This is a genomic window from Microbacterium sp. NPDC089987, assembly GCF_044748505.1.
Lineage (GTDB): Bacteria > Actinomycetota > Actinomycetes > Actinomycetales > Microbacteriaceae > Microbacterium.
On record NZ_JBIVGE010000002.1, the window covers coordinates 1,036,583 to 1,061,941 of the forward strand.

At 69.0% G+C, this 25,359-nt stretch carries 27 protein-coding genes and 2 tRNA genes; 15 read left to right on the forward strand and 14 right to left on the reverse strand.

Going from position 1 to position 25,359, the window contains the following annotated elements:
* Positions 1 to 65 precede the first annotated feature (65 nt).
* The 3 genes from ACIPV2_RS12700 to ACIPV2_RS12710 all read right to left on the reverse strand — a co-directional run bounded on the left by ACIPV2_RS12700 (position 66) and on the right by ACIPV2_RS12710 (position 2,906).
* Positions 66 to 353 (reverse strand): WXG100 family type VII secretion target, encoded by a 288-nt coding sequence (locus ACIPV2_RS12700; RefSeq protein WP_101188626.1) that lies wholly within the window; start codon positions 351 to 353, stop codon positions 66 to 68.
* 119 nt (positions 354 to 472) lie between these two features.
* Positions 473 to 2,191, reverse strand: a complete 1,719-nt coding sequence (locus ACIPV2_RS12705) for a sensor histidine kinase (RefSeq protein ID WP_400841742.1) — start codon at positions 2,189 to 2,191, stop codon at positions 473 to 475.
* Positions 2,192 to 2,213: 22 nt separating this feature from the next.
* On the reverse strand, positions 2,214 to 2,906 hold the full coding sequence (locus ACIPV2_RS12710; protein WP_101188628.1) for a response regulator transcription factor: 693 nt from the start codon (positions 2,904 to 2,906) through the stop codon (positions 2,214 to 2,216).
* Positions 2,907 to 3,039: 133 nt separating this feature from the next.
* On the opposite strand from ACIPV2_RS12710, the gene ACIPV2_RS12715 reads away from it, so the two are divergent.
* Complete coding sequence (locus tag ACIPV2_RS12715; RefSeq protein ID WP_400841745.1) at positions 3,040 to 3,174, forward strand: hypothetical protein; 135 nt, start codon at positions 3,040 to 3,042, stop codon at positions 3,172 to 3,174.
* Positions 3,175 to 3,189: 15 nt separating this feature from the next.
* Here ACIPV2_RS12715 and ACIPV2_RS12720 read toward each other — a convergent pair whose 3' ends face one another.
* From ACIPV2_RS12720 to ACIPV2_RS12730, 3 genes are read right to left on the reverse strand one after another with little or no spacing between them, the layout of a single operon-like run.
* On the reverse strand, positions 3,190 to 4,830 hold the full coding sequence (locus ACIPV2_RS12720; RefSeq protein WP_101188629.1) for a DNA repair helicase XPB: 1,641 nt from the start codon (positions 4,828 to 4,830) through the stop codon (positions 3,190 to 3,192).
* Positions 4,831 to 4,875: 45 nt separating this feature from the next.
* Positions 4,876 to 6,549 (reverse strand): helicase-associated domain-containing protein, encoded by a 1,674-nt coding sequence (locus ACIPV2_RS12725; RefSeq protein ID WP_400841747.1) that lies wholly within the window; start codon positions 6,547 to 6,549, stop codon positions 4,876 to 4,878.
* 2 nt (positions 6,550 to 6,551) lie between these two features.
* Positions 6,552 to 6,827, reverse strand: coding sequence for a multidrug ABC transporter ATPase (locus ACIPV2_RS12730; protein ID WP_400841749.1), 276 nt, complete (start codon positions 6,825 to 6,827; stop codon positions 6,552 to 6,554).
* Positions 6,828 to 6,925: 98 nt separating this feature from the next.
* Between ACIPV2_RS12730 and ACIPV2_RS12735 the strand changes: the two genes are divergently transcribed.
* Both ACIPV2_RS12735 and ACIPV2_RS12740 read left to right on the forward strand, forming a co-directional pair.
* Positions 6,926 to 7,306, forward strand: a complete 381-nt coding sequence (locus tag ACIPV2_RS12735) for a cold-shock protein (RefSeq protein ID WP_071640579.1) — start codon at positions 6,926 to 6,928, stop codon at positions 7,304 to 7,306.
* Positions 7,290 to 7,973, forward strand: coding sequence for a DUF3027 domain-containing protein (locus tag ACIPV2_RS12740; protein ID WP_400841752.1), 684 nt, complete (start codon positions 7,290 to 7,292; stop codon positions 7,971 to 7,973). Before ACIPV2_RS12735 ends, ACIPV2_RS12740 begins: the two co-directional genes overlap by 17 nt.
* 110 nt (positions 7,974 to 8,083) lie before the next feature.
* Here the strand turns inward: ACIPV2_RS12740 and serC are convergent, their stop codons facing one another.
* Positions 8,084 to 9,193, reverse strand: coding sequence for a phosphoserine transaminase (gene serC, locus ACIPV2_RS12745; protein WP_400841754.1), 1,110 nt, complete (start codon positions 9,191 to 9,193; stop codon positions 8,084 to 8,086).
* 98 nt (positions 9,194 to 9,291) lie between these two features.
* Between serC and ACIPV2_RS12750 the strand changes: the two genes are divergently transcribed.
* The 4 genes from ACIPV2_RS12750 to ACIPV2_RS12765 all read left to right on the forward strand — a co-directional run bounded on the left by ACIPV2_RS12750 (position 9,292) and on the right by ACIPV2_RS12765 (position 11,979).
* Positions 9,292 to 9,993: a metal-dependent transcriptional regulator gene (locus tag ACIPV2_RS12750; protein ID WP_101188634.1), complete on the forward strand. Its 702-nt coding sequence runs from the start codon at positions 9,292 to 9,294 to the stop codon at positions 9,991 to 9,993.
* Positions 9,994 to 10,242: 249 nt separating this feature from the next.
* On the forward strand, positions 10,243 to 11,064 hold the full coding sequence (locus tag ACIPV2_RS12755) for a M23 family metallopeptidase (RefSeq protein WP_400841756.1): 822 nt from the start codon (positions 10,243 to 10,245) through the stop codon (positions 11,062 to 11,064).
* A 314-nt stretch (positions 11,065 to 11,378) separates the two neighbouring features.
* Positions 11,379 to 11,876 carry an HNH endonuclease gene (locus tag ACIPV2_RS12760; RefSeq protein WP_400841758.1) on the forward strand — a complete coding sequence of 166 codons (498 nt, stop codon included), beginning with the start codon at positions 11,379 to 11,381 and terminating at the stop codon, positions 11,874 to 11,876.
* Between the two features lie 29 nt (positions 11,877 to 11,905).
* Positions 11,906 to 11,979 (forward strand) — tRNA-Arg (locus tag ACIPV2_RS12765).
* A gap of 54 nt (positions 11,980 to 12,033) precedes the next feature.
* On the opposite strand, the gene ACIPV2_RS12770 is transcribed toward ACIPV2_RS12765, so the two are convergent.
* Together ACIPV2_RS12770 and ACIPV2_RS12775 are read right to left on the reverse strand one after the other, a co-directional pair.
* Positions 12,034 to 12,378 carry an Lsr2 family protein gene (locus tag ACIPV2_RS12770; protein ID WP_101188635.1) on the reverse strand — a complete coding sequence of 115 codons (345 nt, stop codon included), beginning with the start codon at positions 12,376 to 12,378 and terminating at the stop codon, positions 12,034 to 12,036.
* 86 nt (positions 12,379 to 12,464) lie between these two features.
* Positions 12,465 to 13,280 (reverse strand): LuxR C-terminal-related transcriptional regulator, encoded by an 816-nt coding sequence (locus tag ACIPV2_RS12775; RefSeq protein ID WP_400841760.1) that lies wholly within the window; start codon positions 13,278 to 13,280, stop codon positions 12,465 to 12,467.
* A 148-nt stretch (positions 13,281 to 13,428) separates the two neighbouring features.
* Here ACIPV2_RS12775 and ACIPV2_RS12780 point away from each other — a divergent pair, with 148 nt between their 5' ends.
* The gene (locus ACIPV2_RS12780; protein WP_400841762.1) at positions 13,429 to 13,776 is read left to right on the forward strand and encodes a DUF485 domain-containing protein; all 348 of its coding nucleotides are present in this window, start codon (positions 13,429 to 13,431) and stop codon (positions 13,774 to 13,776) included.
* The gene (locus ACIPV2_RS12785; protein ID WP_101188638.1) at positions 13,773 to 15,392 is read left to right on the forward strand and encodes a cation acetate symporter; all 1,620 of its coding nucleotides are present in this window, start codon (positions 13,773 to 13,775) and stop codon (positions 15,390 to 15,392) included. Before ACIPV2_RS12780 ends, ACIPV2_RS12785 begins: the two co-directional genes overlap by 4 nt.
* Positions 15,393 to 15,477: 85 nt before the next feature.
* Here ACIPV2_RS12785 and ACIPV2_RS12790 read toward each other — a convergent pair whose 3' ends face one another.
* Positions 15,478 to 16,008: a methylated-DNA--[protein]-cysteine S-methyltransferase gene (locus ACIPV2_RS12790; protein WP_400841765.1), complete on the reverse strand. Its 531-nt coding sequence runs from the start codon at positions 16,006 to 16,008 to the stop codon at positions 15,478 to 15,480.
* Positions 16,009 to 16,177: 169 nt separating this feature from the next.
* On the opposite strand from ACIPV2_RS12790, the gene ACIPV2_RS12795 reads away from it, so the two are divergent.
* On the forward strand, positions 16,178 to 19,885 hold the full coding sequence (locus ACIPV2_RS12795; RefSeq protein ID WP_400841767.1) for an AAA family ATPase: 3,708 nt from the start codon (positions 16,178 to 16,180) through the stop codon (positions 19,883 to 19,885).
* Positions 19,845 to 20,054, forward strand: coding sequence for a hypothetical protein (locus ACIPV2_RS12800; protein WP_400841769.1), 210 nt, complete (start codon positions 19,845 to 19,847; stop codon positions 20,052 to 20,054). Before ACIPV2_RS12795 ends, ACIPV2_RS12800 begins: the two co-directional genes overlap by 41 nt.
* 76 nt (positions 20,055 to 20,130) lie before the next feature.
* Here the strand turns inward: ACIPV2_RS12800 and mscL are convergent, their stop codons facing one another.
* The 3 genes from mscL to ACIPV2_RS12815 are packed head-to-tail and all read right to left on the reverse strand — an operon-like array spanning position 20,131 to position 21,442.
* Entirely contained in the window at positions 20,131 to 20,541 is a 411-nt protein-coding gene (gene mscL / locus ACIPV2_RS12805) for a large conductance mechanosensitive channel protein MscL (RefSeq protein ID WP_400841770.1), read from the reverse strand.
* A gap of 19 nt (positions 20,542 to 20,560) precedes the next feature.
* Complete coding sequence (locus ACIPV2_RS12810; RefSeq protein WP_400841772.1) at positions 20,561 to 20,833, reverse strand: FmdB family zinc ribbon protein; 273 nt, start codon at positions 20,831 to 20,833, stop codon at positions 20,561 to 20,563.
* A gap of 12 nt (positions 20,834 to 20,845) precedes the next feature.
* Entirely contained in the window at positions 20,846 to 21,442 is a 597-nt protein-coding gene (locus ACIPV2_RS12815) for a 5-formyltetrahydrofolate cyclo-ligase (RefSeq protein WP_101188643.1), read from the reverse strand.
* Between the two features lie 81 nt (positions 21,443 to 21,523).
* On the opposite strand from ACIPV2_RS12815, the gene galU reads away from it, so the two are divergent.
* The 4 genes from galU to ACIPV2_RS12835 all read left to right on the forward strand — a co-directional run bounded on the left by galU (position 21,524) and on the right by ACIPV2_RS12835 (position 24,069).
* On the forward strand, positions 21,524 to 22,396 hold the full coding sequence (gene galU / locus ACIPV2_RS12820) for a UTP--glucose-1-phosphate uridylyltransferase GalU (RefSeq protein WP_400841830.1): 873 nt from the start codon (positions 21,524 to 21,526) through the stop codon (positions 22,394 to 22,396).
* 37 nt (positions 22,397 to 22,433) lie between these two features.
* Positions 22,434 to 23,042, forward strand: coding sequence for a GNAT family N-acetyltransferase (locus tag ACIPV2_RS12825; protein ID WP_400841832.1), 609 nt, complete (start codon positions 22,434 to 22,436; stop codon positions 23,040 to 23,042).
* 63 nt (positions 23,043 to 23,105) lie between these two features.
* A complete protein-coding gene (locus tag ACIPV2_RS12830) occupies positions 23,106 to 23,969 on the forward strand; it encodes a hypothetical protein (RefSeq protein ID WP_400841774.1) in 864 nt (287 codons plus the stop codon).
* A gap of 27 nt (positions 23,970 to 23,996) precedes the next feature.
* Positions 23,997 to 24,069: transfer RNA gene (locus ACIPV2_RS12835), tRNA-Ala, on the forward strand.
* A gap of 56 nt (positions 24,070 to 24,125) precedes the next feature.
* Here ACIPV2_RS12835 and ACIPV2_RS12840 read toward each other — a convergent pair.
* Positions 24,126 to 24,737, reverse strand: a complete 612-nt coding sequence (locus ACIPV2_RS12840; protein ID WP_400841776.1) for a M23 family metallopeptidase — start codon at positions 24,735 to 24,737, stop codon at positions 24,126 to 24,128.
* Between the last annotated feature and the right edge of the window lie 622 nt (positions 24,738 to 25,359).

A 25,359-nucleotide genomic window follows, 5' to 3' on the forward strand; every position in this document is an offset into this window, starting at 1 on the left:
GGATCTGAAGCACCGCTTCGAATGCCCCCTGCCTCACGGCAGGGGGCATTCTGCGCTGGAGGGCATCAGCGGAACAGGCTCGCCGAGAACTGGTCCGCGTCGGCGTACTGCGCCGCAGCCGAGCCGAGGGCGCCGCTGATCGAGCCGAGCACCTGCTCGAGGTGCATCTGCGCTCCGCGCCACTGCTCGCTGCACTGCTGGAACGCGACGGCGGCTGTACCGGTCCATGACGACTGCAGCTGGGTCAGCTGCGCCATGAGCGCGGCTGACTCGCTCTGCAGTCGTTCCATGGTGGCGTACGCGGCGCCGTTCGCGGCCTGGACAGCGTCGGTGTCGACGGTGAAGACGGACATGGGGTCTCCTCTCGATGGGCTTTCGAGGCTAGGAGGTGCCACGACCCGTGAGGACGCGCGTATCCGGCATCCGTGCACAAGTCGCCGGATACCGGCGATGTGCAGCGGCAGTCGTGTGCTCAGCGATCCAGGCGCTCGATCGGCTGCGTCTGCTCGAGCAGATGCGCGGGAGTGGACTGGGCCGGCGCCAGCGGCAGCGCGACGATGAACGTCGCACCTCCTCCTGGCGTCTCGTCGACCGAGACCGAGCCGTGCAGCGACTCGACGATCGACGTGACGATCGCGAGCCCCAGGCCGGATCCGCCCGTCTCCCTCGCCCGCGAAGTGTCGGCTCGCCAGAAGCGTTCGAAGATCTGCTCGCGGATCTGCGGCGGGATGCCCTCACCGTGATCGACGATCGAGATGGTGCCCACGCCTCGTCGGCGATCCGCTCCGACCACCAGCTCGATCGGGCTGTCGCCCGGCGAGAACCGGCGCGCGTTGCCGAGCAGGTTCGTGATCACCTGACGCACCTTGTTGTCCTCCCCGAGAACGATCGGGGGTGTGCGCACGGGAGCATCCGTCGCCTCGGTGAAGTCGATGGCGGGCACCGGTGTCGACGGCCTCGGGCGGCGTCGCAGGCGGGCCAGCGGATTCGCCGGGCGGCTCGTCGTGGACGGCGGCGGCACGGGCGTCGGTGCGCTGCTCGGCGACTTCCCATGCAGTCGAGGTGCATCGTGCTCGTCGGCGGTGGTGTCAATGACGGTGATGGTGCGTCCGGGAGCTGCCACCCGCAGATCCAGAGCCGCATCCCGTGCGATCGGACGCAGGTCGAGCGGCTCGATCTGCAGCTCGCGGGATCGCTCCTCGTCGAGGCGGGCCAGCGCGAGCAGGTCCTCGACGAGCACGCCCATGCGGATCGCCTCCTTCTCGATGCGCTCCATCGCCCGCGCGGTGTCCTCCTCTCCGGTGATCGCGCCCATCCGGTACAGCTCGGCGTAGCCGCGCACGCTCACCAGCGGCGTGCGCAGCTCATGACTCGCGTCGCCGATGAATCGTCGCATGTTCTGCACGGTGCGGTCGCGCTGCGCGAGAGAGCGGTCGACGCGGTCCAGCATCGTGTTGATGGCTGAGTTCAGGCGGCCCACCTCGGTGGTCGGCTCGAGGTCGGTGAGGCGCTGGCTGAAGTCGCCGGCCGCGATCGCCATGGCGGTCGACTCGACGTGCCCGAGTCGACGGAAGGTCAGGGTCACGAGGCCCCGGGTGAGCAGCGCGGCGAGCAGGATCGTGACCAGCGCGACGGTGGTGTACACGGCGACATAGGTGGCCACGATGCGGTCGGCCTCGTCGAGCGGCAGGGCGACGATCTGCACGTAGGTGAGGCCCTGGGGATCCTGTGCTGACTGCGCGGAGGCGACGGCGCTGTACGTCTCGCCGTCGTCGCCGTTCAGCGTGATCACCTGATCGCCCTGGCTGACAGTGTCCTGCAGGGTGAAGACCTTCGGGAACTGGGGGCGAGGGGCGGATGCCTGGCCGCCCGCCTCGGCGATGAAGTCACCGTTCGCGGTGTAGAACGCGACCATGAAGTCGGTGGGACGCGGGGCGATCTCGGCCGGCTCGAACACGAGCCCGCCGCCTTCGGCCGAGACGTCGAAGAAGCGCTCGGCCTGGCCGGTGGTCGCCAGGGCCGGCAGCTGCGCGTCGATGTTGTTGATCATCGCCCCGCGCAGGATGGGCACCGTCCCGATGCCCGCGATCATCAGCCCGAGGGCGAGCACCGCGACGGTGACGCCGGTGACCTTCGCGCGCAGGCTGATCCGCCGCCACCACCGGGTGACGGAGTCGGGCTCGCCTGCCATGACCGTCTCGAACCCTGCTCCGCTACGCGGACTTGCCGACCTTCAGCATGTAGCCGAAGCCGCGCTTGGTCTGGATCACCGATTCCTCGGTGTGCGGGTCGATCTTGCGACGCAGGTACGAGATGTAGCTCTCGACGATGCCTGCGTCGCCGTTGAAGTCGTACTCCCAGACGTGATCGAGGATCTGCGCCTTCGACAGCACCCGGTTCGGGTTGAGCATGAGGTACTTGAGCAGCTTGAACTCGGTGGGGCTGAGCTCGATCGGCACCTTGCCGACGAAGACATCATGGGTGTCCTGGTCCATCGACAGCTCGCCCGCGCGGATCAGCGACTCCTCGTCGGTGTGCATCGTGCGACGCAGGATGGCCTGGGCGCGGGCGACGATCTCGTCGAGCGCGAACGGCTTGGTGACGTAGTCGTCGCCGCCGGAGTTCAGACCCTCGATCTTGTCCTGGGTGTCGTCCTTGGCGGTGAGGAAGAGGATGGGGGCGGTGAACCCGGCGCCGCGCAGACGCTTGGTGACGCTGAACCCGTTCATGTCCGGGAGCATGACGTCGAGGATGATGAGGTCGGGCTCCTCCTCGAGGACGGCTGAGATGGTGGCCGCTCCGTTCGCCACGGTCCGCACCGTGAATCCGGCGAAGCTGAGACCTCGGGAGAGCAGGTCGCGGATGTTCGGCTCGTCATCGACGACCAGGATTCGCGCATCAGTCATGCCCCCATTATGGTGACTTCGGCCCTGTGCGCGCTGATTGCGTTCGGCGCGGGGGTCAGGATGCCAACGCCGCATCCACCGCGACCGCGACGATGTCGCGACTGGGCGCCCCTCGAGGAGTAGCGTCGACGCCATGGACGAGGACGACCACGGCGGCGACAGCGCCTGCTGGCTGTCTCAGGTGTGCCCGGAGTGCGGCGCCCTTCTCGACGACCTCGCTGCACCCTGCTGGCGCTGCGGCGTGAAGCCGGGCGAGGAGACCGGCTGATCTCGATCCGGCGGCTCAGGCCGCCAGGTCCACGGCGTCCATGATCGTGTAGCTGTACCCCTGCTCGGCCAGGAACCGCTGCCGGTTCTGCGCGTAGTCCTGATCGACCGTGTCGCGGGCGATGAGCGTGTAGAAGCTCGCGGTGTGGTTCGACTGCTTGGGTCGCAGCAGCCGGCCCAGGCGCTGCGCCTCCTCCTGACGCGAGCCGAACGAGCCCGACACCTGGATCGCTACGGATGCCTCGGGCAGGTCGATCGAGAAGTTCGCGACCTTCGACACCACCAGCAGCGAGATCTCACCCTCGCGGAACTGGCGATAGAGCTCTTCGCGTTCATCGATCGGCGTGGCGCCGGTGATCTGCGGCGCGTTCAGCGCCTGGGAGAGGCTCTCCAGCTGGTCGAGGTACTGCCCGATGACGAGGATGCGCTCGCCGGGGTGCTTGGCGATGAGCTCCCGCACGGCGGTGATCTTCGCCGGAGCCGATGCGGCCAGGCGATAGCGTTCGTCGTCGGTCGCCGCGGCGTACTCGAGCCGGTCGCTCGGCGGCAGGTCGACCCGCACCTCGTAGCAGGCGGCGGGGGAGATGAAGCCCTGCGCCTCGATCTGCTTCCACGGGGCGTCGAAGCGCTTGGGCCCGATCAGGCTGAAGACGTCGCCCTCGCGGCCGTCCTCGCGCACGAGGGTCGCGGTGAGGCCGATGCGCCGGCGCGCCTGCAGGTCGGCGGTCAGCTTGAACACGGGTGCGGGAAGCAGGTGCACCTCGTCGTAGACGATCAGGCCCCAGTCCATCTCGTCGAGCAGCGAGAGGTGCGCGTACTGGCCTTTCCGCTTCGCCGTGAGGATCTGGTAGGTCGCGATCGTGACCGGCCTGACCTCCTTGGCCTGCCCGGAGTACTCGCCGATCTCCTCAGGGGTGAGCGAGGTGCGCTTGAGCAGCTCGTCGCGCCACTGCCGCGCCGAGACCGTGTTCGTGACCAGGATCAGGGTCGTCGTTCCGGTCGCGGCCATGGCCGCGGCGCCGACGATCGTCTTGCCCGCGCCGCACGGCAGCACGACGACACCGGAGCCGTCCTTCGCGAAGGCGTCGACCGCCTGACGCTGGTACGGCCGCATGGTCCAGCCGTCCTCGTCGAGGTCGATCTCGTGAGGGGTGCCCGGTGTGTACCCGGCGAGGTCCTCCGCGGGCCAGCCGATCTTGAGCAGCTCCTGCTTGATCTGGCCACGCGCCCAGGCATCGATGACGTAGCTGTCGGGGGAGGGATGCCCGATCAGCAGCGGCTGGATGCGCTTGTTGTTCGCCACCTGCGCGAGCACGGCGGGATCCGTGGAGCGCAGCACCAGCAGGCCCTCGTCGTCGCGCTCGATCACGAGCCTGCCGTAGCGGTTGACGGTCTCGCGCAGGTCGACAGCCACCGAGGGCGGCACCGGGAAGCGCGACCAGCGATCGAGCGTCTCCAGCATGTCCTCCGCGGTGTGTCCGGCAGCGCGGGCGTTCCACAGCCCCAGCCGCGTGATGCGGTACGTGTGGATGTGCTCGGGAGCGCGCTCCAGCTCGGCGAAGATCGCCAGCTCGTGCCGTGCCGATTCGGCATCGGCATGCGCGACCTCGAGCAGCACGGTGCGGTCGCTCTGGACGATCAGGGGGCCATCAGACATAGCAGACCAGTCTACCGGGCGTCAGCGCGGGTGGTCCGCCCGAGGTCAGCTCGACGGCGCCCGCACCGAGACGATGCTCCGAACAGGCAGCGTGCGCTCGACATCCGCCGCTCGGTCGCGCCCGCGCAGCCGCCCGCCGCCCAGGCCCGACGCCTCGAGAGTGAGCTCGCGCCGCGAGCCGTCCGGCATCGCGACCTCGACGATCACGACGGACCTCGCCCGCACGGCGGCCTCCAGCTCGCGGTCGAGCCACGCGGCATCGGCATCCGCGCCCTGGTGCGAGCGGAGCCGAGCGATCAGGGCGGTGTAGCCGGGGTCGTTCTGAGCGTCCGCACCGGCGATCCGGGCACGCCCAGCGGCGACACTGCGACCGTCGCGGTCGACGAGGGTCGCCGGGTATCGGGCATCCGTCAGCGCCCAGGCGACGGCCTCGGCGCCGACTCGCGAGACCAGTCCGTCGTCCTCGCGGATGAGCCCGAGCGGACGCAGGTTGCGGTCGATCTCCATCGCCTCGAGCAGGTGCGGGTCGGCGCTCGTGACGACGGTGCCGCCCTCGGCATCCGGACGCACTCGCACGAGACCGTGTCTGGTCGCGGTCTGCCGGACGAGGTACTCGAGGGGCTGCGGAACGCCGGTGAGCGAGATCTGCCGCAGGAAGGTCAGGATGCCCTCGCCGGTGTCTCCCTCGACCAGCGCCCGCGACACGGATTCGGCGGTGAAGCGATACGACGAGGCCTGGGCGGGATCGTGGTCGGTCATCGCGCGCAGCCGATTGTCGAGCGAGGGCTGCAGGGGACCGGGCGCGATGGCGCTGAGGTCGTTCTGCAGGAAGATGCGGTCCACCTCGGTGGGCAGCAGCGCCTGCAGCGCAGAGCTGTCGAAGGGCGAGTCGGCGCGCAGGGCCGCCCCCCACGCCGGAACCGTCCACGTGCCGTCGGATCCGCCCGTTAGCAGGCCGATCCGCCACGCCAGAGAGCGCAGGTGCGCTGCTCGCGCGGGCCAGTGCGGATCCCAGGGGTGCAGTCGGGGCCAGTCGGCCGCCGCGGAGCTCCGGATGCCAGAGGGCAGCGACTCGGCGAAGCGCGAGGCCACGTGCGCCCACCGCTCGGGGAAGGAGGCATCCAGCCATCGCTCGGCGTCCGCGGTGAGCCGCAGCTCGCGATCGACGCGTCGCACGAGGCCCGCGAGCTCGGCGAGATCGCGCAGCTCGTCGAGGTCGCCGTCATCGAGCAGCCGGCGCTTCTCGGTCGCGCTCAGCGCCCCGGTCGCCAACAGCGCCAGCGGCGCGGTGCGGGCGGCGAGCAGCAGCTCGGCCAGGCTGCCGATCGTCGCGAAGGCCCGCTCGGCCGCTTGCGCGGAGTCGGCATCGGATGCCGGCGAGGGGACGGCATCCGCAGCATCCGGGATCTCGGGCTGGCTCTCGACGACCGCACGCACCGGCGGCAGCAGCCGGCCTTCCCCGTCCAGCAGCCCGAGCGCGGTGTCGTCGAGCGCAACGCGGTCGCCGGACGCTGCCGCACGCAGCGCGCGCGCCTCGGCCCTCGTCAGTCGCGCGAGCGCGCGCTCGATCGATGCCGGCTCGAGAAGCGCCTCCGCGGCGTCGAAGAAATCGGTCCAGCCGACGTCGGGCCGCACCGCCCGCTCACGCAGCACCCGCTCCAGCTGCGCGTCGCTCGCTGAGGCGAGCTGGTCAGCCAGCGGACGGGCGTGCGTGCTCATGGTCAGGACCCGGAACCCGCGCGTCCCCTGCGAGCCCAGTTGATCACGAGCAGCGCGATGATCATCACGAAGGCGAGCGGCAGCCCGAACAGCGGCAGGCCTGCGACGACCGGCCAGATCCCGTCGCCGAACGCGGACTGGTCCATCCCGACGGCGGTGCCGATGATGATCGAGAAGAAGCAGATCACCGACACGGCGGCCAGCACGAGCGCGGTGAACGCCAGGAATCGCTCGAGTCGCCCGGTCTGCCGTGCGGTGCTGTCGTCGTGCTTGCTCATCGGTCTCAGCGTATCCTGACGGCGCGAGGGGGCGGGTAGGCTGGAGGGGTCGCGCTGCCGTGCGACGTCTCCGTTCCGTGTTTCAGTGAGGTTCGCCCATGCCCACCGGCAAGGTCAGGTTCTACGACGACGAGAAGGGGTTCGGCTTCATCGCATCCGATGACGGCCAGGACGTCTTCCTGCACGCCTCTGCCCTTCCTGCAGGCGTCTCCGTGAAGAAGAACGCCCGGGTCGAGTTCGGCCTGGCCGACGGTCGACGCGGTCCGCAGGCGCTGTCGGTGCGCGTGCTCGACGCCCCGCCCAGCCTGGCGAAGGCCGCGCGCAAGCCCGCCGATGACATGGCCGTGATCGTCGAGGATCTCGTGCGGATGCTCGACGAGATGGGCGGCGATCTCCGTCGCGGTCGCTATCCCTCGGCGACCAGGAGCCGCACTGTCGCCGCCGTCCTCCGCAAGGTCGCTGATGACCTCGACGCCTGACCTCGCCGAGAGCACGCGCGAGCTCGCGCTCGCCGCGCTGCATGAGATCACGCCCTCGTCGACCGTCGGGCCGGCCGCCGGGCATGTCGTAGAGGAGAGCGGTGCGGTCTCGCTGCGCTTCGAGAACCGTCTGCCCGGGTACCCGGGATGGCTCTGGACCGTCACGGTCGCTCAGGTCGATGACTCGGAGCCGACCGTGCTCGAGGTCGAGCTGATGCCCGGCGACGGCGCGCTGCTCGCACCCGACTGGGTGCCGTGGGCCGAGCGCCTCGCGGAGTATCGCGCGCACCAGGCCGAGCTCGCCGCGCAGGCCGAGGCGGATGCCGTCGACGGCGGCGCTGACCAGGACGACGACTCCGATGAGGACGAGGACTCTGAGGATGACTCCGACGAGGACGACGACTCCGACGACGACGTCTCGCCCCGTCTGCACGCCGGCGATGTCGATGGCGTGGACATCGACGAGCTCGACGACTCGGGCGATGAGCCGGACGACGAGGACTCCGATGACGATGACGACGAGTCCGACGATGATGACGAGGACGACTCCGACGACGACGACGACGACGAGGACTCCGATGACGACGAGTCCGACGAGGACTCCGATGACGACGACTCCGACGATGAGGATGACGACGACGAGGACGACTCCGACGACGACGAGTGAGTGACGCGGCGTCCCGACCAGTGCGGGCGCCCCTCTGACCACCGACGCCCCCTCTGATCCGCCGGGATCAGAGGGGGCGTCGTCGGTCGAGGGGAGGCCGCCGGCAGCTCTCAGCCCTGGTGCGCGAGCACGTGCTCGATCGAGCGGATGAGCTGGCGCACGTCCTCCGGCTCGATCGACACGAACGTCGCCACGCGCAGCTGGTTGCGGCCGAGCTTGCGATAGGGCTCCGTGTCGACGATGCCGTTCGCGCGCAGGGTCTTCGCGACAGCCGCCGCATCGACTGTCTCGTCGAAGTCGATCGTGGCGACCACCGGCGAGCGGTGCGCCGGGTCGCTGACGAACGGGGTGGCGACGTCCGACGCGGCAGCCCAGTCGTAGAGGAGCCCGGACGACTCCGCCGTGCGAGCGCCTGCCCAGCTGAGCCCGCCGCCCGCCAGGATCCACTCGAGCTGGCTGTCGAGCAGGTGCAGCGTGGCCAGGGCAGGGGTGTTCAGGGTCTGATTCAGTCGTGAGTTGTCGACCGCGTTCTTCAGGCTGAGGAATTCGGGGATGTACCGGCCCGATGCGGCGATGCGCTCGATCCGGTCGATCGCGGCCGGTGACACCGCGGCGAACCACAGTCCGCCGTCCGAGCCGAGGTTCTTCTGCGGCGCGAAGTAGTAGACGTCGGCCTGGGCGACGTCGAAGTCGATGCCGCCGGCGGCGCTGGTCGCGTCGATGACGGTGAGCGCGCCCTCGGCGCTGACGCGCTGCACGGCGGCGGCGACGCCGGTCGAGGTCTCGTTGTGCGGCCACGCGTACACGTCGACTCCGTCCACGACCTCGGCGACGGTCAGCGACCCTGCGTCAGCAGTGCGCACATCCGGCGCCTCGAGCCACGGCGCGGCCGCCGCCTTGGCGAACTTGCCGCCGAACTCTCCGAAGACGAGATTCTGGCTGCGGTGCTCGATGAGACCGAAGGCGGCGGCATCCCAGAACGCCGTCGATCCGCCGTTGCTGAGGATGATCTCGTAGCCGTCCGGAAGGCGGAACAGCGCCGCGAGGCGTTCGCGCACGCTGCCGACGAGGTTCTTCACGGGCGCTTGGCGATGCGACGTGCCGAGCAGGCTGAGACCCGCCGCGGCGAGGGCCTCGACCTGGGCGGGACGGATCTTCGAGGGGCCGCAGCCGAAGCGTCCGTCGGCTGGCAGGAGTTCGCGGGGGATCTCGATCGACATGGCTCGATTGTAGAGGCGGGGCGTGCGCAGTCCGCGCCCTGTGACGGGTTCGGCGTCGCCCGGGAAGGTAGGCTTGCCTACGAGCTTCGGAGGCACGAATGACCGACTTGATCGACACGACCGAGATGTACCTGCGCACCATCCTCGAGCTCGAGGAGGAGAACATCGTGCCGCTTCGCGCACGGATCTCCGAGCGCCTGGGCCACTCCGGCCCCACGGTGTCGCAGACCGTCGGCCGCATGGAGCGCGACGGTCTCGTCGTCGTGTCCGAGGACCGTCGTCTCGAGCTCACCGACGACGGCCGCCGCAAGGCGGTCGACGTGATGCGCAAGCACCGGCTGGCCGAGCGGCTGCTCTCCGACGTGATCGGCCTCGACTGGGCGTACGTGCACGAAGAGGCCTGTCGCTGGGAGCACGTCATGAGCGAACAGGTCGAGCGACGTCTCGTCGAGCTGCTCGGGCATCCCACCGAGTCGCCGTACGGCAACCCGATCCCCGGACTCGACCAGCTCGGAGACGTCGAGACGCCGGCTTTCGAATCGGGCGTGGTGGGTCTCGTCAAGAAGCTGGATGCCGCGGGCGGCCCCATCACGGGCACCGTGCGGCGTCTCGCCGAGCCGGCGCAGGTCAGTCCCGAGCTGCTCGAGCAGCTGCGCGACGCCGGCGTGGTCCCCGGCGCCAGCGGCGACTACCGGTACAGCGAGGGGTACGTGCTCATCCAGATGGACGGCAGCGAGGCGGGCCTCGAGCTTCCCGTCGAGCTGGCCTCCCACATCTTCCTTGTCGGAGAGAACGCCTGATCAGGCCGCATTCTTTCGGCATCGAGATGATTGCCAGGTTCGCAGGGTGACAGAATCGTTATCTTCCGGTAGCCTCGGTGAAGTCGTCGGAGAAGAAGCCCGCCGATGACGAATCGCGAAGATCGCCTCCCTGGCTCGTCGTCTTCGCGAAGAGTTCGCACAACGTGCCGTCTGACATACGTGCCCGAGAAACGACATTGCTGACGAGTCGGCGCTACCCGAAGCGCGGAGGCGCAGGAGGAATCCCTTTTGGCCGAAGAAATCGTTCCGACCGAGCCTGCGGGCACCCCGAAGCTCTCGCGTCGGCGAGCACCCGGCGGAGGCCGCTCGAGCGTCAAGCCGATGCGCACCGTCGCCATCCTGGGCGCCGTGGGTGCGCTGGTCGCCGGCGTCGCGCTTCCCGCCCTGGCGTCAGCCAAGCCCACCCCGAGCGCAGCCACCACGCTGCAGCAGATGGCGTTCGACGATGCGCAGTCCCTCGTGGTCGCATCGGAGGCCACGAGCGCTCCGCTCGAGCGCGGCTCGTACTCCGCGACGACGCCCGATGAGATCGAGAAGAAGAAGGCCGAAGAGGCCGCGAAGGCCCGCGCCGCCGCAGCCGCGGCAGCAGCCCGCGTCGCTTCGAGCTCCGGCAGCAGCATCAGCGACGCCGATCTCCAGCTCATCTCGGCGGGTTCCGGCGCGGTGCGCTCCCCGCTGCCACAGGGCTCGTACTCCGTCAGCCGCACCCTCAGTGCCAGTCACAACGGCGCCGACATGGTCGCGCCCGCCGGCACCCCGATCTTCGCCGCCACCGGCGGCGTCGTCCGCATCTCGTCCGAGAGCCACTTCGGCTACGGCGTCGCGGTGGTGATCGACTCCGTGATCGGCGGCCAGCGCGTCTCCACCCTCTACGGACACATGACCAACGGCACCCGCGCCGTGCAGACCGGTCAGACGGTGGAGCCCGGTCAGTTCATCGGCAAGGTCGGCAACACCGGCCACTCCTTCGGTGCTCACCTGCACTTCGAGGTCAAGGTCAACGGCTCGCTCGTCGAGCCCATCGGCTGGCTGCGCGTCAACGCCGGCTGATCGGCCGGCGTCCCGATCGGCACGCCGTTCAGATGCACTGCATCCGCTGTTCATGCGGATGGGTTACCCTGAACCCGTCGTCGAACGGACGGGAGGAAGCCGATGAGCTCGATACCGGGCATCCGCACCATGGATGCGCTCGGTCGTCTGGCCCTTCGGCAATGCCCGCAGATCCATCTCGGTCTGACCGAGCGCAAGAGGCGCTGTCTGTAGACAGCGCCTCTTCCTGTATCCGCGTGCCCTCCTGATCCGCCGACGTCGTGTGAGTCGAGAGTGCCGGGAAGCCATCCCGGCGGATCGAGAGGATGACGACGATGCGCACGCTGGTTTTGAACGCCGGGTACGAACCGCTGACGGTGGTCTCGTTCAAGAGAGCCATGGTGCTCGTGATGAACGACAAGGCCAGCGTGATCGAGCGCGTCGAGAACGATCCGGTCATCGCGGGATGCCGGCGCTTCGATCGGCCCGTGGTGATCCTGCTCACCCGGTACGTGCGCGTGCCGGCCGCGCGTCGGCAGCCGGTCACCCGTCGTGGAGTGCTGCGGCGAGATGACCACCGGTGCGGATACTGCGGAAAGGCGGCGTCGACCATCGACCACGTCATGCCGCGCTCGCGCGGGGGAGCGGACAGCTGGGAGAACCTCGTGGCGTGCTGCCTTCGCTGCAACAACGCCAAGAGCGATCGCACGCCGCAGGAGATGGGCTGGGTGCTGCATCGCGCGCCGCGTGCCCCGCACGGCGGGACGTGGGTCGTGCGCGGGGCCGAGCGCGGGGATCCGGTCTGGGAGCGGTACCTGGCGCTGGCGGCGTAGGCCCGGGCCGACGACTAGACTTGTCGGGCGCCTTCGTAGCTCAGTCGGATAGAGCGGCCCTCTCCTAAAGGGCAGGTCGCAGGTTCGAATCCTGTCGAGGGCACGTACTCGAAGAGCGGGCCGCCCGAGGGCGGCCCGCTCTTCGTCTCATCCGAGCTCAGTGCGCGGCGTGGTACGCCTCGAGCACGTCGGCGGCGATCCGCCCGCGCTCCGAGACCTTCATGCCCTGCTTCTTCGCCCACTCGCGGATCTCGACCGTATCCGAGCTGCCCGCTGAGCGGCGGCGCGGGGTGGACGAGCGGGTGGCGGTGGATCCTGCGGCGCGTCGGCCGGCCTCGATGTACGGTGCCAGAGCGTCCCGCAGCGCCTCCGCGTGGGAATTCGTCAGATCGATCTCATAAGCGACACCATTCAGTGCGAAATGAACGGTCTCTCCTTCGCCGACATCGAGAAGCGTTCCATCGATATCGTCGACCAGCTGGTGCACAATTCTTCGAGCCATGACAATAGGGTATTTGAATTCCTCCAGCCACCGCAATCGACGCGTGCATTCATATTGAGAATGAGCCGCATGAAATGTTCCGGCGGTCAGGGAAGAAGGCCCGCGCGCCGGGCGCGCGCGACCGCGGCATGCCGCGTCGACGCGTCGAGTTTCGACATGGCCGCACTCAGATATGCCTTCACCGTGCCTTCACGCAATCCCAGCTGCGTGGCGATCTCCGCATTCGTCGCGCCCAGTGCGGCACACGCGAGCACGTCCGTCTCGCGCGGTGAGAGGCGCACCGTCGCCAGCGGCGCCGTCGCGGTCGGCGGCTCGGCGGCGGATGCGCCCACCAGGCGTCGTTCCACGGCGGCGATGCGCTTTCGGATCCCCTCGTCGCTCACCGACGCGGCGATGCTGCGCAGCTCGGCGAAGCTCTCCCGAAGGTCTTCGAGGTGCGAGCCGTGCACCGCCTGATCCCGCCGGATCGAACGCATGCGACGCTCCACCTCGTCCCGGATGCGCAATTCGTTCGCGACGTTCTGCGCCACGCTCATCGCCGGAGCGGTCGTGAAGCCGCCGACGTGCGATTCCTCCCATGCGCCCGCGTAGAGCACGCCGCGAGGGCGCCCTTCGACGACGATCGGCAGTGCGAGCAGAGTGCGCAGGCCCTCGCCGAGAACGAACACGTCGTAGTCGTGCGTGATCTGCTGCGAGGTGCGGTAGTTGCTCGTCATCCGGGGTCGCAGCTCGATCATCGCGCGGCCGCCGAGCCCGCGCTCCGGACGGACGGTCAATCCGTCCAGGCTGTGCGTGCGATTGCCGACGATGCTGGTGACCCGCACCACACCGTCTTCGATGAGTCCGCCGAACGCGACCGGGAAGCGGGTGCGGCGCGCGAGTTCCCGTACCCCGACCGCCACGGGATCCTCTTCGGCGCCCCGGTGCTTGTCCGATTCCACTGATACCAACTTTCGGGGGTGACGACAGGGCCCGCCGGTTTCGTAGCGTCGACCATACCACCGTGTGAATTCCCTCATGCGGACGACGGACATGTGGCAAGGAGGCCCCATGACTCAACCGACGACGCGCGATTCCTCTCCGGGAATCGACTACATCGCTGTCGAGGAATCAGAGAGATTCCAGGGATTGAGGCGACTGCAGCGCTCGTTCATCTTCCCGATGGCCGCGTTCTTCCTCATCTGGTATTTCGCTTACGTGCTGCTGGCCGCGTTCGCGACCGACTTCATGAGCCAGCGCGTCTGGGGGGACATCACCGTCGGCCTGCTCATGGGTCTCGGGCAGTTCGTGACCACTTTCGTCATCACGATGGCGTATGTGTCCTTTGCCAACCGACGCCTCGATCCGATCGCGACCGAGATCCGTGAAGAACTCGAGAAGGCCGAGACGAAGGCATGACGACGACATACCTGGCCGCCGAAGCGGTTCAGAACGACCCGGTGCTGAACATCGCGATCTTCGGCGCATTCGTCGCGGTCACGCTCTTCATCGTGATCCGCGCCAGTCGCAACAACAAGACAGCCGCCGACTACTACGCCGCCGGACGCTCGTTCACCGGCACGCAGAACGGCTTCGCCATCGCTGGAGACTATCTGTCGGCAGCCTCCTTCCTCGGCATCTGCGGGGCCATCGCACTGAACGGATACGACGGGTTCCTCTATTCGATCGGATTCCTGGTCGCGTGGCTCGTCGCACTCCTGCTCGTGGCGGAGATGATGCGCAACACGGGCAAGTTCACGATGGCCGACGTGCTGTCGTTCCGTCTCAAGCAGCGGCCGGTGCGCATGGCGGCAGCCCTGACGACCCTCGCTGTCTGCTTCTTCTACCTGCTCGCGCAGATGTCGGGTGCGGGCGGACTGGTCTCACTGCTGCTCGGCATCGACGACAAGATCGGCCAGTCGCTCGTGATCGCGGTCGTGGGCGTGCTCATGATCGTGTACGTGCTGATCGGAGGCATGAAGGGCACGACATGGGTGCAGATCGTCAAGGCGGTGCTGCTCATCGCCGGCGCTCTCGCGATGACGCTCTGGGTTCTCGCGCTGCACGGCTTCAGCCTGAACACGCTGCTCGAGAGCGCCGTCGACAACTCGCCCAACGGCGAGAAGATCCTCGGCCCTGGTCTGCAGTACGGGGCGAACCCGCTCGACTTCCTCTCGCTCGGCATGGCACTGGTGCTCGGCACCGCCGGTCTGCCGCACGTGCTGATGCGCTTCTACACCGTGCCCACGGCCAAGGAGGCACGGCGCTCCGTGGTCTGGGCGATCTGGCTCATCGGCGGGTTCTACCTGCTGACGCTGGTGCTCGGCTACGGAGCCGGCGCGCTCGTCGGTCCGGAGCGGATCGCGGCGGCGCCAGGCGGCGTCAACTCCGCCGCGCCACTGCTCGCCCAGGCGCTGGGCGGTCCGCTGCTGATGGGCTTCATCTCGGCCGTCGCGTTCGCGACGATCCTCGCGGTCGTCGCCGGTCTGACGATCACTGCGGCGGCATCCTTCGCGCACGACATCTACTCGAACGTGATCAAGCGCGGGAAGGACGGCACGGGCACCGTCGACCCGAACGGCGAGGTCAAGGTGGCACGACGCACGGTCATCGTGATCGGAGTGCTCGCGATCGTCGGCGGCATCGGCGCCCAGGGGCAGAACATCGCCTTCCTCGTCGCGCTCGCGTTCGCCATCGCGGCGTCGGCGAACCTGCCGACCATCCTCTACTCGCTGTTCTGGAAGCGCTTCAACACGCGCGGCGCGGTGTGGAGCATGTACGGCGGACTGATCGCTGCGATCGGCCTCATCGTGATCTCGCCCGTGTTCTCGGGCAATGAGAAGGCGATGATCCCGGGGATCGACATCGCGATCTTCCCGCTGAACAACCCGGGCATCATCTCGATTCCGCTGGGCTTCCTGCTCGGCTGGATCGGCACGATCACGGCGAAGACAGCCGAATCGCGTGCGCTCGCCGCCGAGATGGAGGTGCGCTCGCTGACCGGCTTCGGCGCCGAGAAGGCGGTGGATCACTAGGTTTCTCCCCAGAGATACCCGAATGCCGCGTCCCCAGCGCGACGGGAGCGGAGCCCGGCGGCCTACACGCCGGGCTCCGGTTCGTTCACGACCGCGTGGCAGACGAGTCGCGCTCGAGATCGAGCAGGTAGCGCTTGCGCTCCGGGTACGCCCCGTAGTGGCCGGGCGTGCCGTCGGCGCGGATCACTCGGTGCACCGGAACGATCACCGACAGAGGAGTGACCCGGCATGCCGAGCCGACGGCGCGGGCCGCACCGGGGCTGCCGGCGATCACCGCGACCTCGCCGTAGCTCATGGTCTCGCCCCACGGAATGTCGCACACCGCCTGCAGCGCCGACCGGGTGAAGCCGTCGACCAGACGCCAGTCGAAGGCGAAGCGCTCGTCGAACCGCACGGGCTCTCCCTCGAAGTACTCCTCGAGCGCCACCGTGAGCTCATCCGCCGCACCGGGGGCCGACACGGGCATCTCACCGATCCGCCGGCTGACGCTCTCGAGAAGCCACGGCACGCGAGGATCCGCCGACTCCGACAGGTCGAAGCTGACGATCCCGGCATCCGAGAAGACGGCGAGGGCATCGCCGAACGGTGTTGGTGCGAAGTCGTAGCGATAGCTCATGCCCCCATCCTGCTCCCCGTCCGCGCCCCGGGGACGGCGCGATCACGCAGTCGGTGGACAACCGGATCGACGGGCCGCCTGTGCAGGGCGATACCCCAAGAGGACGCGGAATCCTCGCGAAACGGCCAGGAATACCGCTGGCCGCGCCTCTCGCGCCTAGGCTTGCCGTGTGTGGCGACGAGAGGCGAAGGATGCTGAGCGCGCGACCCAGCCGGTCGCAGTGACGCTTGGCGATCTCAGCAACTCGTCAACCGGCGTCGGTATCGCGCACGCGGCCGAGGAACGGCGCACCAGCCTGCGCGCCCAGGCCGCCGACCTGGGCGGAGCATCGCCGCTCATCAGCTTCGTCGACGCGCCCGAATCCGTCGTCGACATCTCCCGCGCGCACCCGGGAAGCCTGCCGCAGTTCATCACCGGCCGCTCCACGCTGCTGTCGAACCTGTTCCGCGACGAGGTGGGGCTGCGGACCGCGCGCATGGCCGCCGAGCGCATCACGGCGCGCAATACAGAGCTGCGCACGGTGCGCGGCATCGACGCCGTGCGCCTCGCGGTGGGCATCGCACGGTGGCGGATCGGCGGCGCGCAGTTCGCCGCCCCGGTGCTGCTGCGTCCGCTGGCGATCCGGCGTCATCACGCCGACTTCGAGCTGAAGCTGCACGGTCGCTTCGAGGTCAACCCCGAACTGGTGCGCGTCGCGCGCGAGCACTTCGGGCTCGACCTCGACCCCGCCGGGCTGGCATCCCTCGCCTACGACGGCGGCATCTTCAAGCCGCAGCCGGTTATCGACCAGCTGCGCGCCCTGACCCGCTCTATCGACACGTTCTCGGTGAACCCGCGCCTGGTGGTGTCGACCTTCGCCGATGTCGCCGATGCCATGGTGCGCGACATGGTCGACCTCGACCATCCCGTGCTCAACGCGCTCGCCGGACACGTCGCCGACCGCGAGCAGGTCACCGCGCCCCGCGAACTGCCTGCCGCGGCAGGGCCTGACGATCGTGCGCCCGCCTCGGAGAGTCTTCTCCTCGATGCCGACTCCGAGCAGGAGGAGGTGCTCGCGCGCATCGCCGCCGGGCACTCCCTCGTGGTCTCGACGCTGCCGGGCACAGGAGGCACGCAGACCGTCATCAACGCGCTCGGCGGATTCGTGCGCTCCGGGCGGCGCGTCCTGGTCGTCTCGGCTCGCAGGTCGACGCTCGACGGCGTGCGTCATCGCCTCGCCGGCGTCGGTCTCGACGCGCTCGCCGTCTCACCCGATCGGGCGCGACGCGACCTCATCACCGCGATCACCCGCAGCGAGAAGGCCGTCCAGCCCAAGGCCGCCGAGCTCGACGAGGCGCTGGTGCGTCTGCGCACCGTGCTGCGCGACTACCGCGGGGCGCTGGGGGAGCCGGTGGGGCGCACCGGGGCATCCGTTCTCGACGCCACAAGAGAGCTCGCCCGACTCGCCTCGCTTCCTGTGCCGCCGTCGACCGGCGCCCGGCTGTCGATCCAGACGCTCGAGAAGCTCGCGGGGGACCGCAGGGATGCGGCGCAGGCGCTCACCCGTGCGGCCAAGCTCGGCGAGTTCCGATTCGGGCCCGACGACTCGCCGTGGTACGGCGTCAGCTTCGACAGCGCTGAGGCTGCCCAGCAGGCTCACGAGCTGGCGGGCCGGCTGCACGGCTCGGCCGTGCCCTCGCTTCTCGAGCGCGGGTACGAGCTGATCGCGCAGACGAGCATGCGGCCGTTCGGCACCATCGACGAGCTCGGCGAGTACGTGCGGCTGCTGCAGGGCATCCGGGATTCGCTCGACCGCTTCAGCCCGACCGTCTTCGAACGGCCTCTCGGCGAGCTGATCCAGGCGCACGGCTCGCGCCGGGACGCGCCCGGCATGTCGTCGGCCAACCGTCGCAGGCTCAAGAAGCTCGCCCGCGAGTACGTGCGTCCCGGTGCGCATGTGTCGGAGATGCACGAGGCGCTGCTGCGCATCCAGCAGCAGCGCACGCAGTGGCAGCGCTACGTGGAGGCCGGCGTCGCACCGCAGGTGCCGCTCGGGCTCTCGGACGTGCACGTCGCGTGGCAGCGGGTCTCGGCCGAGCTCGCCGACCTCGATCGCGCCCTGAGCCGTCGCGAGCCGCTCAGCTCCCTGCCGGTCGCGCGTCTCGTGCGCACCCTCTCCGGCCTCGCCGCACGCTCCGCCGTGTTCGACAACCTCGTCGAGCGCACGCAGATCCGCGATGCGCTCGCGGATCTCGGCCTGCGTCCGCTGCTGTCAGACCTCTCCGTACGGCACGTGCCTGAGGAGCGGGTCTCGGCCGAACTCGAATTCGCCTGGTGGCAGTCGCTGCTCGAGCGGGCTCTGCAGGACGACCGGTCGCTGCTCGGCGCCAACACCGCGGTGGTCGACCGTCTGGAGCGCGACTTCCGGCTCGTCGACGAGGCGCACACCGCGATGGCCGGTCCGCTGCTGGCCTGGAACCTGGCCAGCCAGTGGCGCATCGCGATCGTCGACGAGCCCGAGCAGGCCTCGCATCTGCGCCAGGCGCTCAAGGGGGGCGAGGCGACGACCGCCGAGATCGTCTCGGCGGCTCCCGATCTCACGCGAGTGCTCGCACCGGTGTGGATCGCGTCGCCGTACGAGGTGCCGCTGATCCCCGAGTCGGTCGAATTCGATGCCGTGCTGCTGGTGGATGCCGCCGCCGTGAACCTCGCCGAGACCGCGCCGGCGATCCGCCGTGCACGCCAGATCATCGCGTTCGGCGACCCGGTGACGCAGCGTCCCACGCCGTTCACCGTCGCCACGGTGCCCGACCCTGACTGGGAGCCCGAGGTCGAGTTCGACGACGTGTCGGTCTTCGAGCGGCTCGCCGAGCTCCTGCCGGTGATGACGCTCACCCGCAGCTACCGTGCCGGCGGCGAGGACCTCGCCGAGCTCATCAACGACGCGTTCTACGGCGGCGAGATCGTCTCGCTGCCATGGGCCGGGTCGTACCTCGGGCGCGGCAGCCTCACGGTCGACTACGTGGAGGGGGGAGTCGGCACTCCCGACCCCGACTCGGGCGCGGTCGAGAGCCCGGATGCCGAGGTGGCCCGCGTCGTGACCCTGGCGGTGGAGCACGCCATCCATCGCCCCGCTGAGTCGCTCATGGTGGTCACCGCGAGCCGCAAGCACGCGGAGCGGGTGCGAGCGGCAGTGGCATCCGCGTTCGCCGGACGATCCGACGTCGCCGCCTTCGTCGGCCGCGACACGGCCGAGCCGTTCGCCGTGCTCACGCTCGAGGAGTCCGTGGCCGAGAGTCGGGATCGCGTGATCTTCTCGCTCGGCTTCGGCCTCACCAAGCACGGACGCGTGCTCAGCGACTTCGGCGACCTCTCCCAGCAGGACGGCGAGCGACTGCTCACGGTCGGGATGACGAGGGCGCGGCGCTCGATGGTCATCGTGTCGTGCATCCGCCCGTCGGCATTCGACGAGGGGCGGCTGGAACACGGCGCGTCGACCCTGATGTCGATCCTCGGCGGACTCGCGACGCGCGGCCGCGACGCGCGACTCGAGGATCTCGCCGACCCGTTGACCCTGGCGCTGGCCCGCGAGCTGCGCCGTCTCGGCGCCTCGGTCGATGTCGACTATCGCGGACTGCTGCCGCTGGTCGCGCAGCATGACGGACGTGCGGTGGTCATCGAATCCGACGCCGAGATGCGCGGGGAGTCGCTGCGCGAGAGCGTGCGCCTGCGCCCCCAGGTGCTGCGCCGGCTGGGCTGGCACTACGTGCGCGTGCACGCCTTCGATCTGTACAGCGATCCGGCCACCGTCGCCCGTCGCATCGCCACCGTGCTGGGGATCGACGAGGACGCGGTGCGTGCCGAGAACGACACCCAGCCCTTCGACGTCGATGGATGATGAGCGTCAGCGGGTCGTGCGCGTCGCCGGGGCGCGCCGGGCGAAGCTGACCCGCGTCGAGGGCACGAGCTCCGAGCCGCATGTGAAGCCCGAGCGCTCAGCGCCGGCAGACGGCGACCGCGGACCGAACGACGAGCGGATGCTGCGCGAAGTTCCGCCGCACTACTGACCGGCGCGGTGCCCGATGCGCCTGATCGACAACGGCCCGCCTCTGGCGAGGCGGGCCGTTTTATCCTCGGGCGCAGTCAGCGCGTGCCGGCGTCGCGACGCAGCAGGTCGCGGATCTCGATGAGCAGCTCCTGCTCGGTCGGCAGCGTCTCCTCGTCGACGGCGGGGTTCTTGGCCGCCTTGCGCTCCTTGTACGTGTTCATCGGCACGACGAACACGAAGTACACGACGATCGCCACCGCGAAGAAGGTGATCACGGCGGAGAGCAGCTCGCCGATCGGGAAGGTCACCGGGTCGTCGTAGATGTTGCGCACGGTGAATCCGAACTTGCCCGCCTCATCCGCCTTGAAGACCATCGCGACGAGCGGGTTGATGATGCTCGACACGACCGCGTTCACGATGGCGGTGAACGCGGTGCCGATCACGACAGCGACGGCGAGGTCGATGACGTTGCCCTTGGTGACGAACTCCTTGAAACCCTGGATCATCGGCTTCCCTCTCTGCGGCTCAGTTCGCGGCCGGGGTCGACGCCGGCGCCGGGGCGGCGGTCGTCGCCTTCTCCGCCTTCGATGATGCCGAACCGGCCGCGGGTGCGCCAGCATCTCCGCGGGAGTCCGTGCGGTAGAAGCCGGAGCCGTTGAAGGTCACTCCGACCGTCCCGTACTGCTTGCGCAGCGCTCCGCCGCATTCCGGGCAGAGGGTGAGCGAGTCCTCCGAGAAGGACTGCACGGCGTCGAAGCGGTGGTCGCAGGCCGTGCACGCGTAGGCGTAGGTGGGCATGGGAGGCTCCTGTCAGTTCCGCGCGGGCGACAGGGTGATGGTCTGCGTCGGGGTGACGATGCCATCGACCGGCTGGTCGTGCACTTCGCGCGGGAGCGAATCGAGTACCTCGGAATCATAGATCACGGCGTACACCGGCGGGCGGCCCTCCATCGAGCCGAGGGTCTTGTCGAAGTACCCGCGTCCCCAGCCCAGACGCGTGCCGTCGCGGTCGACGGCGGCAGCCGGGATGAGCATCAGATCGACGTCGTTCACGGCGATCGGACCGAGCACCTCGCCGGTCGGCTCGGGCAGGCCGAACAGTCCTTCGCCGACCGCGTCGGAGTCGTCCGCGACGGCCCAGTCGAGCAGCCCGTCGGCACGGCTGATCGGAAGCAGCACCCGGATGCCGCGGCGCACCGCGGCCTGCACGAAGGGCATGGTGCCCGGCTCGGTCGTGGTGGAGAGGAAGCACGAGACCGACCGTGCTCCGTGCGCGTCGAGGAGGGCGTCGAGCTGGGCCGCAAGTCCCGCGGCCGCCTCGTCGCGCTGCGCCTGTGACAGGATCTGACGGCGTTCACGCAGTTCGGCGCGCAGCGCGCGCTTCTGCTGTTCTGCTTCGCTCCGCATGCCCCGATCATACGGGGGTGACTCCGGCATCCCGCCGGGCCGCGGCAGGGCCGCGCCACTATGCTGAACCGCATGCGCACCATGAAGGCGGTGATTCCCGCCGCGGGCCTGGGAACCAGGTTCCTGCCGGCGACGAAGGCGATGCCCAAGGAGATGCTCCCGGTCGTCGACAAGCCGGCCATCCAGTACGTGGTGGAGGAGGCGGTCGCCGCCGGCATCCAGGACATCCTCGTCATCATCGGTCGCAACAAGAACGCGATCTCGGACCACTTCGACTCCGTGCCCGAGCTCGAGGTGCGGCTGCAGGAGAAGGGCGACCATGGGCGCCTCGAGCGCGTGATGAAGTCCAGTGACCTGGCGGACATCCACTTCGTGCGCCAGGGTGAGCCGAAGGGCCTCGGTCACGCGGTGCTGCGTGCGCGGACGCACGTCGGCGACAGCTCCTTCGCCGTGCTGCTCGGCGATGACCTCATCGACGAGCGCGATTCGCTGCTGACCGAGATGATCGCGACCCACGAGAGCACGGGTGCGGCGGTCATCGCCCTCATGGAGGTGGACCCCGCCCAGATCCACCTGTATGGCGCGGCCGACGCCCAGCCGACCGATACCGAGGGAGTCGTGCGGGTGGATGCCCTGGTCGAGAAGCCCTCGTCGGAGGATGCTCCGTCGAACCTCGCGGTGATCGGTCGCTATGTGCTGCCTCCGGCCATCTTCAGCATCCTCGAGCGCACCGAGCCCGGCAAGGGCGGCGAGATCCAGCTGACCGACGCGCTGCAGGAGCTCGCAGCGGATCCGGACGGCCCCGGGGTGGTCGGCGTCGTCTTCGGTGGGCGCCGCTATGACACGGGTGATCGGGCGGACTACATCAAGGCGATCGTGCAGCTCGCCGTCGACCGCGACGACCTCGGCGAGGAGCTGCGCCCGTGGCTCAAGCGGTTCGCGGCCGGACTCTGACCGGGAGAAGACGATGTCGAACGACATCCTGCCCGTGATGCGCTACGGTCCCGTGACCCTCCGACTCGTGAAGCCACGCGACGCGAGGGTGCTGCAGCGTGAGCTGCTCGAGAACCGCTCCTGGCTGCAGCCCTGGGAGGCGACGATTCCCGGCGGCAGCGCAGGATTCGACATGAGGGCGGCCATCCGCCGGCTGCTGCAGCAGCACCGCGACGGTGCCGGGTACCCGTTCGTGATGGAGTACGACGGCGACGTCGCCGGGCAGCTCAACATCTGGGGCGTCGCTCGCGGTTCGCTCGCGTCGGCGACCATCGGGTACTGGGTCAGCGAGCGCTTCGCAGGGAAGGGCATCACTCCCGCAGCGGTCGCGATGGCGACGGATGCCGCGTTCGACCAGCTCGGCCTGCACCGAATGGAGATCTGCATCCGTCCCGAGAATCACGCGAGCCTGCGGGTGGTGCAGAAGCTCGGATTCCGTTACGAGGGGCTGCGGCGGCGCTACATCCACATCGACGGGGACTGGCGCGACCACCACGCGTTCGCCCTCACGCAGGAGGAGGTTCCCCGCGGGGTGCTCTCGCGCTGGGTGAACGGCGATGTGCCTCTTGCGGCGGCGCTGCCTCCGCACGGAGATGAGCAGAGCTGAAGCGCGCGACACACGCGCGGGAATGATCGGGTCTGAGCTCAGCCGCGCGCTACCGTGGTCAGCATGGATGGGCCGGTGCTGAGTGGGGGCGTGATCGTCCTCGTCGCTGTGCTGCTCTGGGTGCTCTACTTCGTGCCCAGCTGGCGCGGGCGACACCAGTACTACGCGGCCGAGCGCAACGCGGTGCGACTCAACCAGGCGCTGCGGGTTCTCGCCGAGACGAGCGAGACGCCTGACGAGGTGCGCCTCGAACTCACCGCGCGCACGGCTCTCGCCCAGCAGCGGCTGGCCAAGCGCCTGCAGGCCGAGAAGGAGAACGCGGAGCTCGAGCGCCTTCGCGAAGAGCTCGCCGCCACCCGTCGTGATCCCGTCGTGCGTCAGGCGCGGGCGCGCCGCCGCACGCGGCTGGCCGCAACGGCATCCCTCGTCACCGCGCTGATCATGCTGGGACTCGGCATCTGGCAGATCGTCGCGACCGGCGGCTGGATGCTCGCAGCCGGGGGAGTCGTCCTCGCTGCGCTCGGGACGGCGGTTCTGGTCCGCATGGCTCAGGTCGCCGCGCGAGGAGCGCGTCGCCTGGAGCGCCCCGCCGTCGCACCGGTCGCCGAGCGCGTGTCGCCGCCGCTGCACGACCAGGGCCCCGCGGTCTGGACGCCGCGTCCGCTGCCGCAGCAGCTGGTGACCGTCGCCGGCTCCCGCGCTCAGACTGCGCAGGCGGAGATCGACGCTCGGGCCGAGCGCGAGCGCGCCGCTCGACGTGCCGAGCTGCGTCGTCGCGCCGAGGAGCTCGCTCCGCCGGCGCCGACCGCACTGCCCGTCGCACCCGCTGCCGCTGAGACTTCGCCGTACGCGGGGATGGGCGTCGTGGACGATGCCGAGATCGAAGCTCACGTGCGCCAGCTGCTTGCGCGTCGAGCAGTCGGCTGAGCGCGTGATAACCTGAACTCCGTTCACGGGCCTATGGCGCAGTTGGTAGCGCGCCTCGTTCGCATCGAGGAGGTCAGGGGTTCGAATCCCCTTAGGTCCACTGCGTGACAGAACCCCCGCACTGAGGTGCGGGGGTTCTTGCGTTCTCGGGCGCAGTCACGCGCTGACGACGGACCCGTTGCGCGGGAGTGCTCCTGAGAAGGTCACCGGCACCGCGCGTGCGAGACCGACATCCGGCCGATCGATCGCCTGCAGGTGCAGATGCGGCTCGGTGCTGTTGCCGCTGTTGCCGCAGCCGGCGAGCGGCTGGCCGGCGACGACAGCCTCGCCCACGCGTACGCGAAGGGAGTGCTGCTGCAGGTGACAGAGCGCGACGACAGCATCCCCGATATGCAGCAGCACGTGGTTGCCGGACAGCGCCGCCCATCCCTGTGCCGCGCGACGTCGCTGGGAGACCGCGTATCCCACGGAGGGCAGCCCGCGGTGCGCTCCGTGATCGGGCGCGGCATCCTCCGCCGCCACCACGATGCCGTCGGCCGGAGCGAGCACACCGCGCCCGTACCCGGGAAACACCTGCGCCGGCTCAGTGCGCACCCACGATCGGGCACGCATCGGAGCAGTCCGAGCATGGTCGCCGAGAGGTACGAAATCGATCGCGTATGACGAGGCGAAGAGCGGGGTCCCGTGACTGGGCACCCGGTTCGCTGGGCTGTTCTGCACAAGCCACTGACCGGCGAACGGGAACGCGAGATCGAGCGATCGGGGCATGAGGAGGCTCCGTCCTTCCGGCCTGATGTCGTCACAGTAGCGGCAACCGCCTGATCACAGGAGCTTTCGGTGGTGGTGGGCGGGGTGCGACACGCCCGGGGGTGTGTGGTGATTTGCGGGGTGTGGGGGATCGGCGTAACTTATTACTTGTTCGCCCCAAGCGGTTGAGCGGAAGGCCTGAAGGGCCTGGCTCCCCTCCAAGTAGTGAACCACCCACCTCCAGTGTTGAGAGCTTCGGTTCTTGGTGCGGGTCTTTAGCCCGGGGAGTGTGGTCATCCCAGTCGGGGTTGTCGATTTGACAGTCTGGCCGGATGGGTTAGGCTGGAGAAGTTGCCTCGGAAGCGAGGCGCGGATCTGGTCCTGGTCCTCTCGGCGTGTCGGTTTGACAGTCGGGCCGGGATGGATAAGATTGTGAAGTTGCCCTGCGCTTCTTGCCCTGATGGGGTGGGTGTGCGGGTGCGTCCGATCCTTGAGAACTCAACAGCGTGCACTTGTCAAATGCCAAATTATCCTCGTCCAACCCTTGTGGGGTTGGTTGAGAATTCCTTTGGATCAATTTATATGAATGTCAGCAATGATGTTCGTCTCTTTTGGTCAGTTTCAAACTCGCTGCATGGTCGTT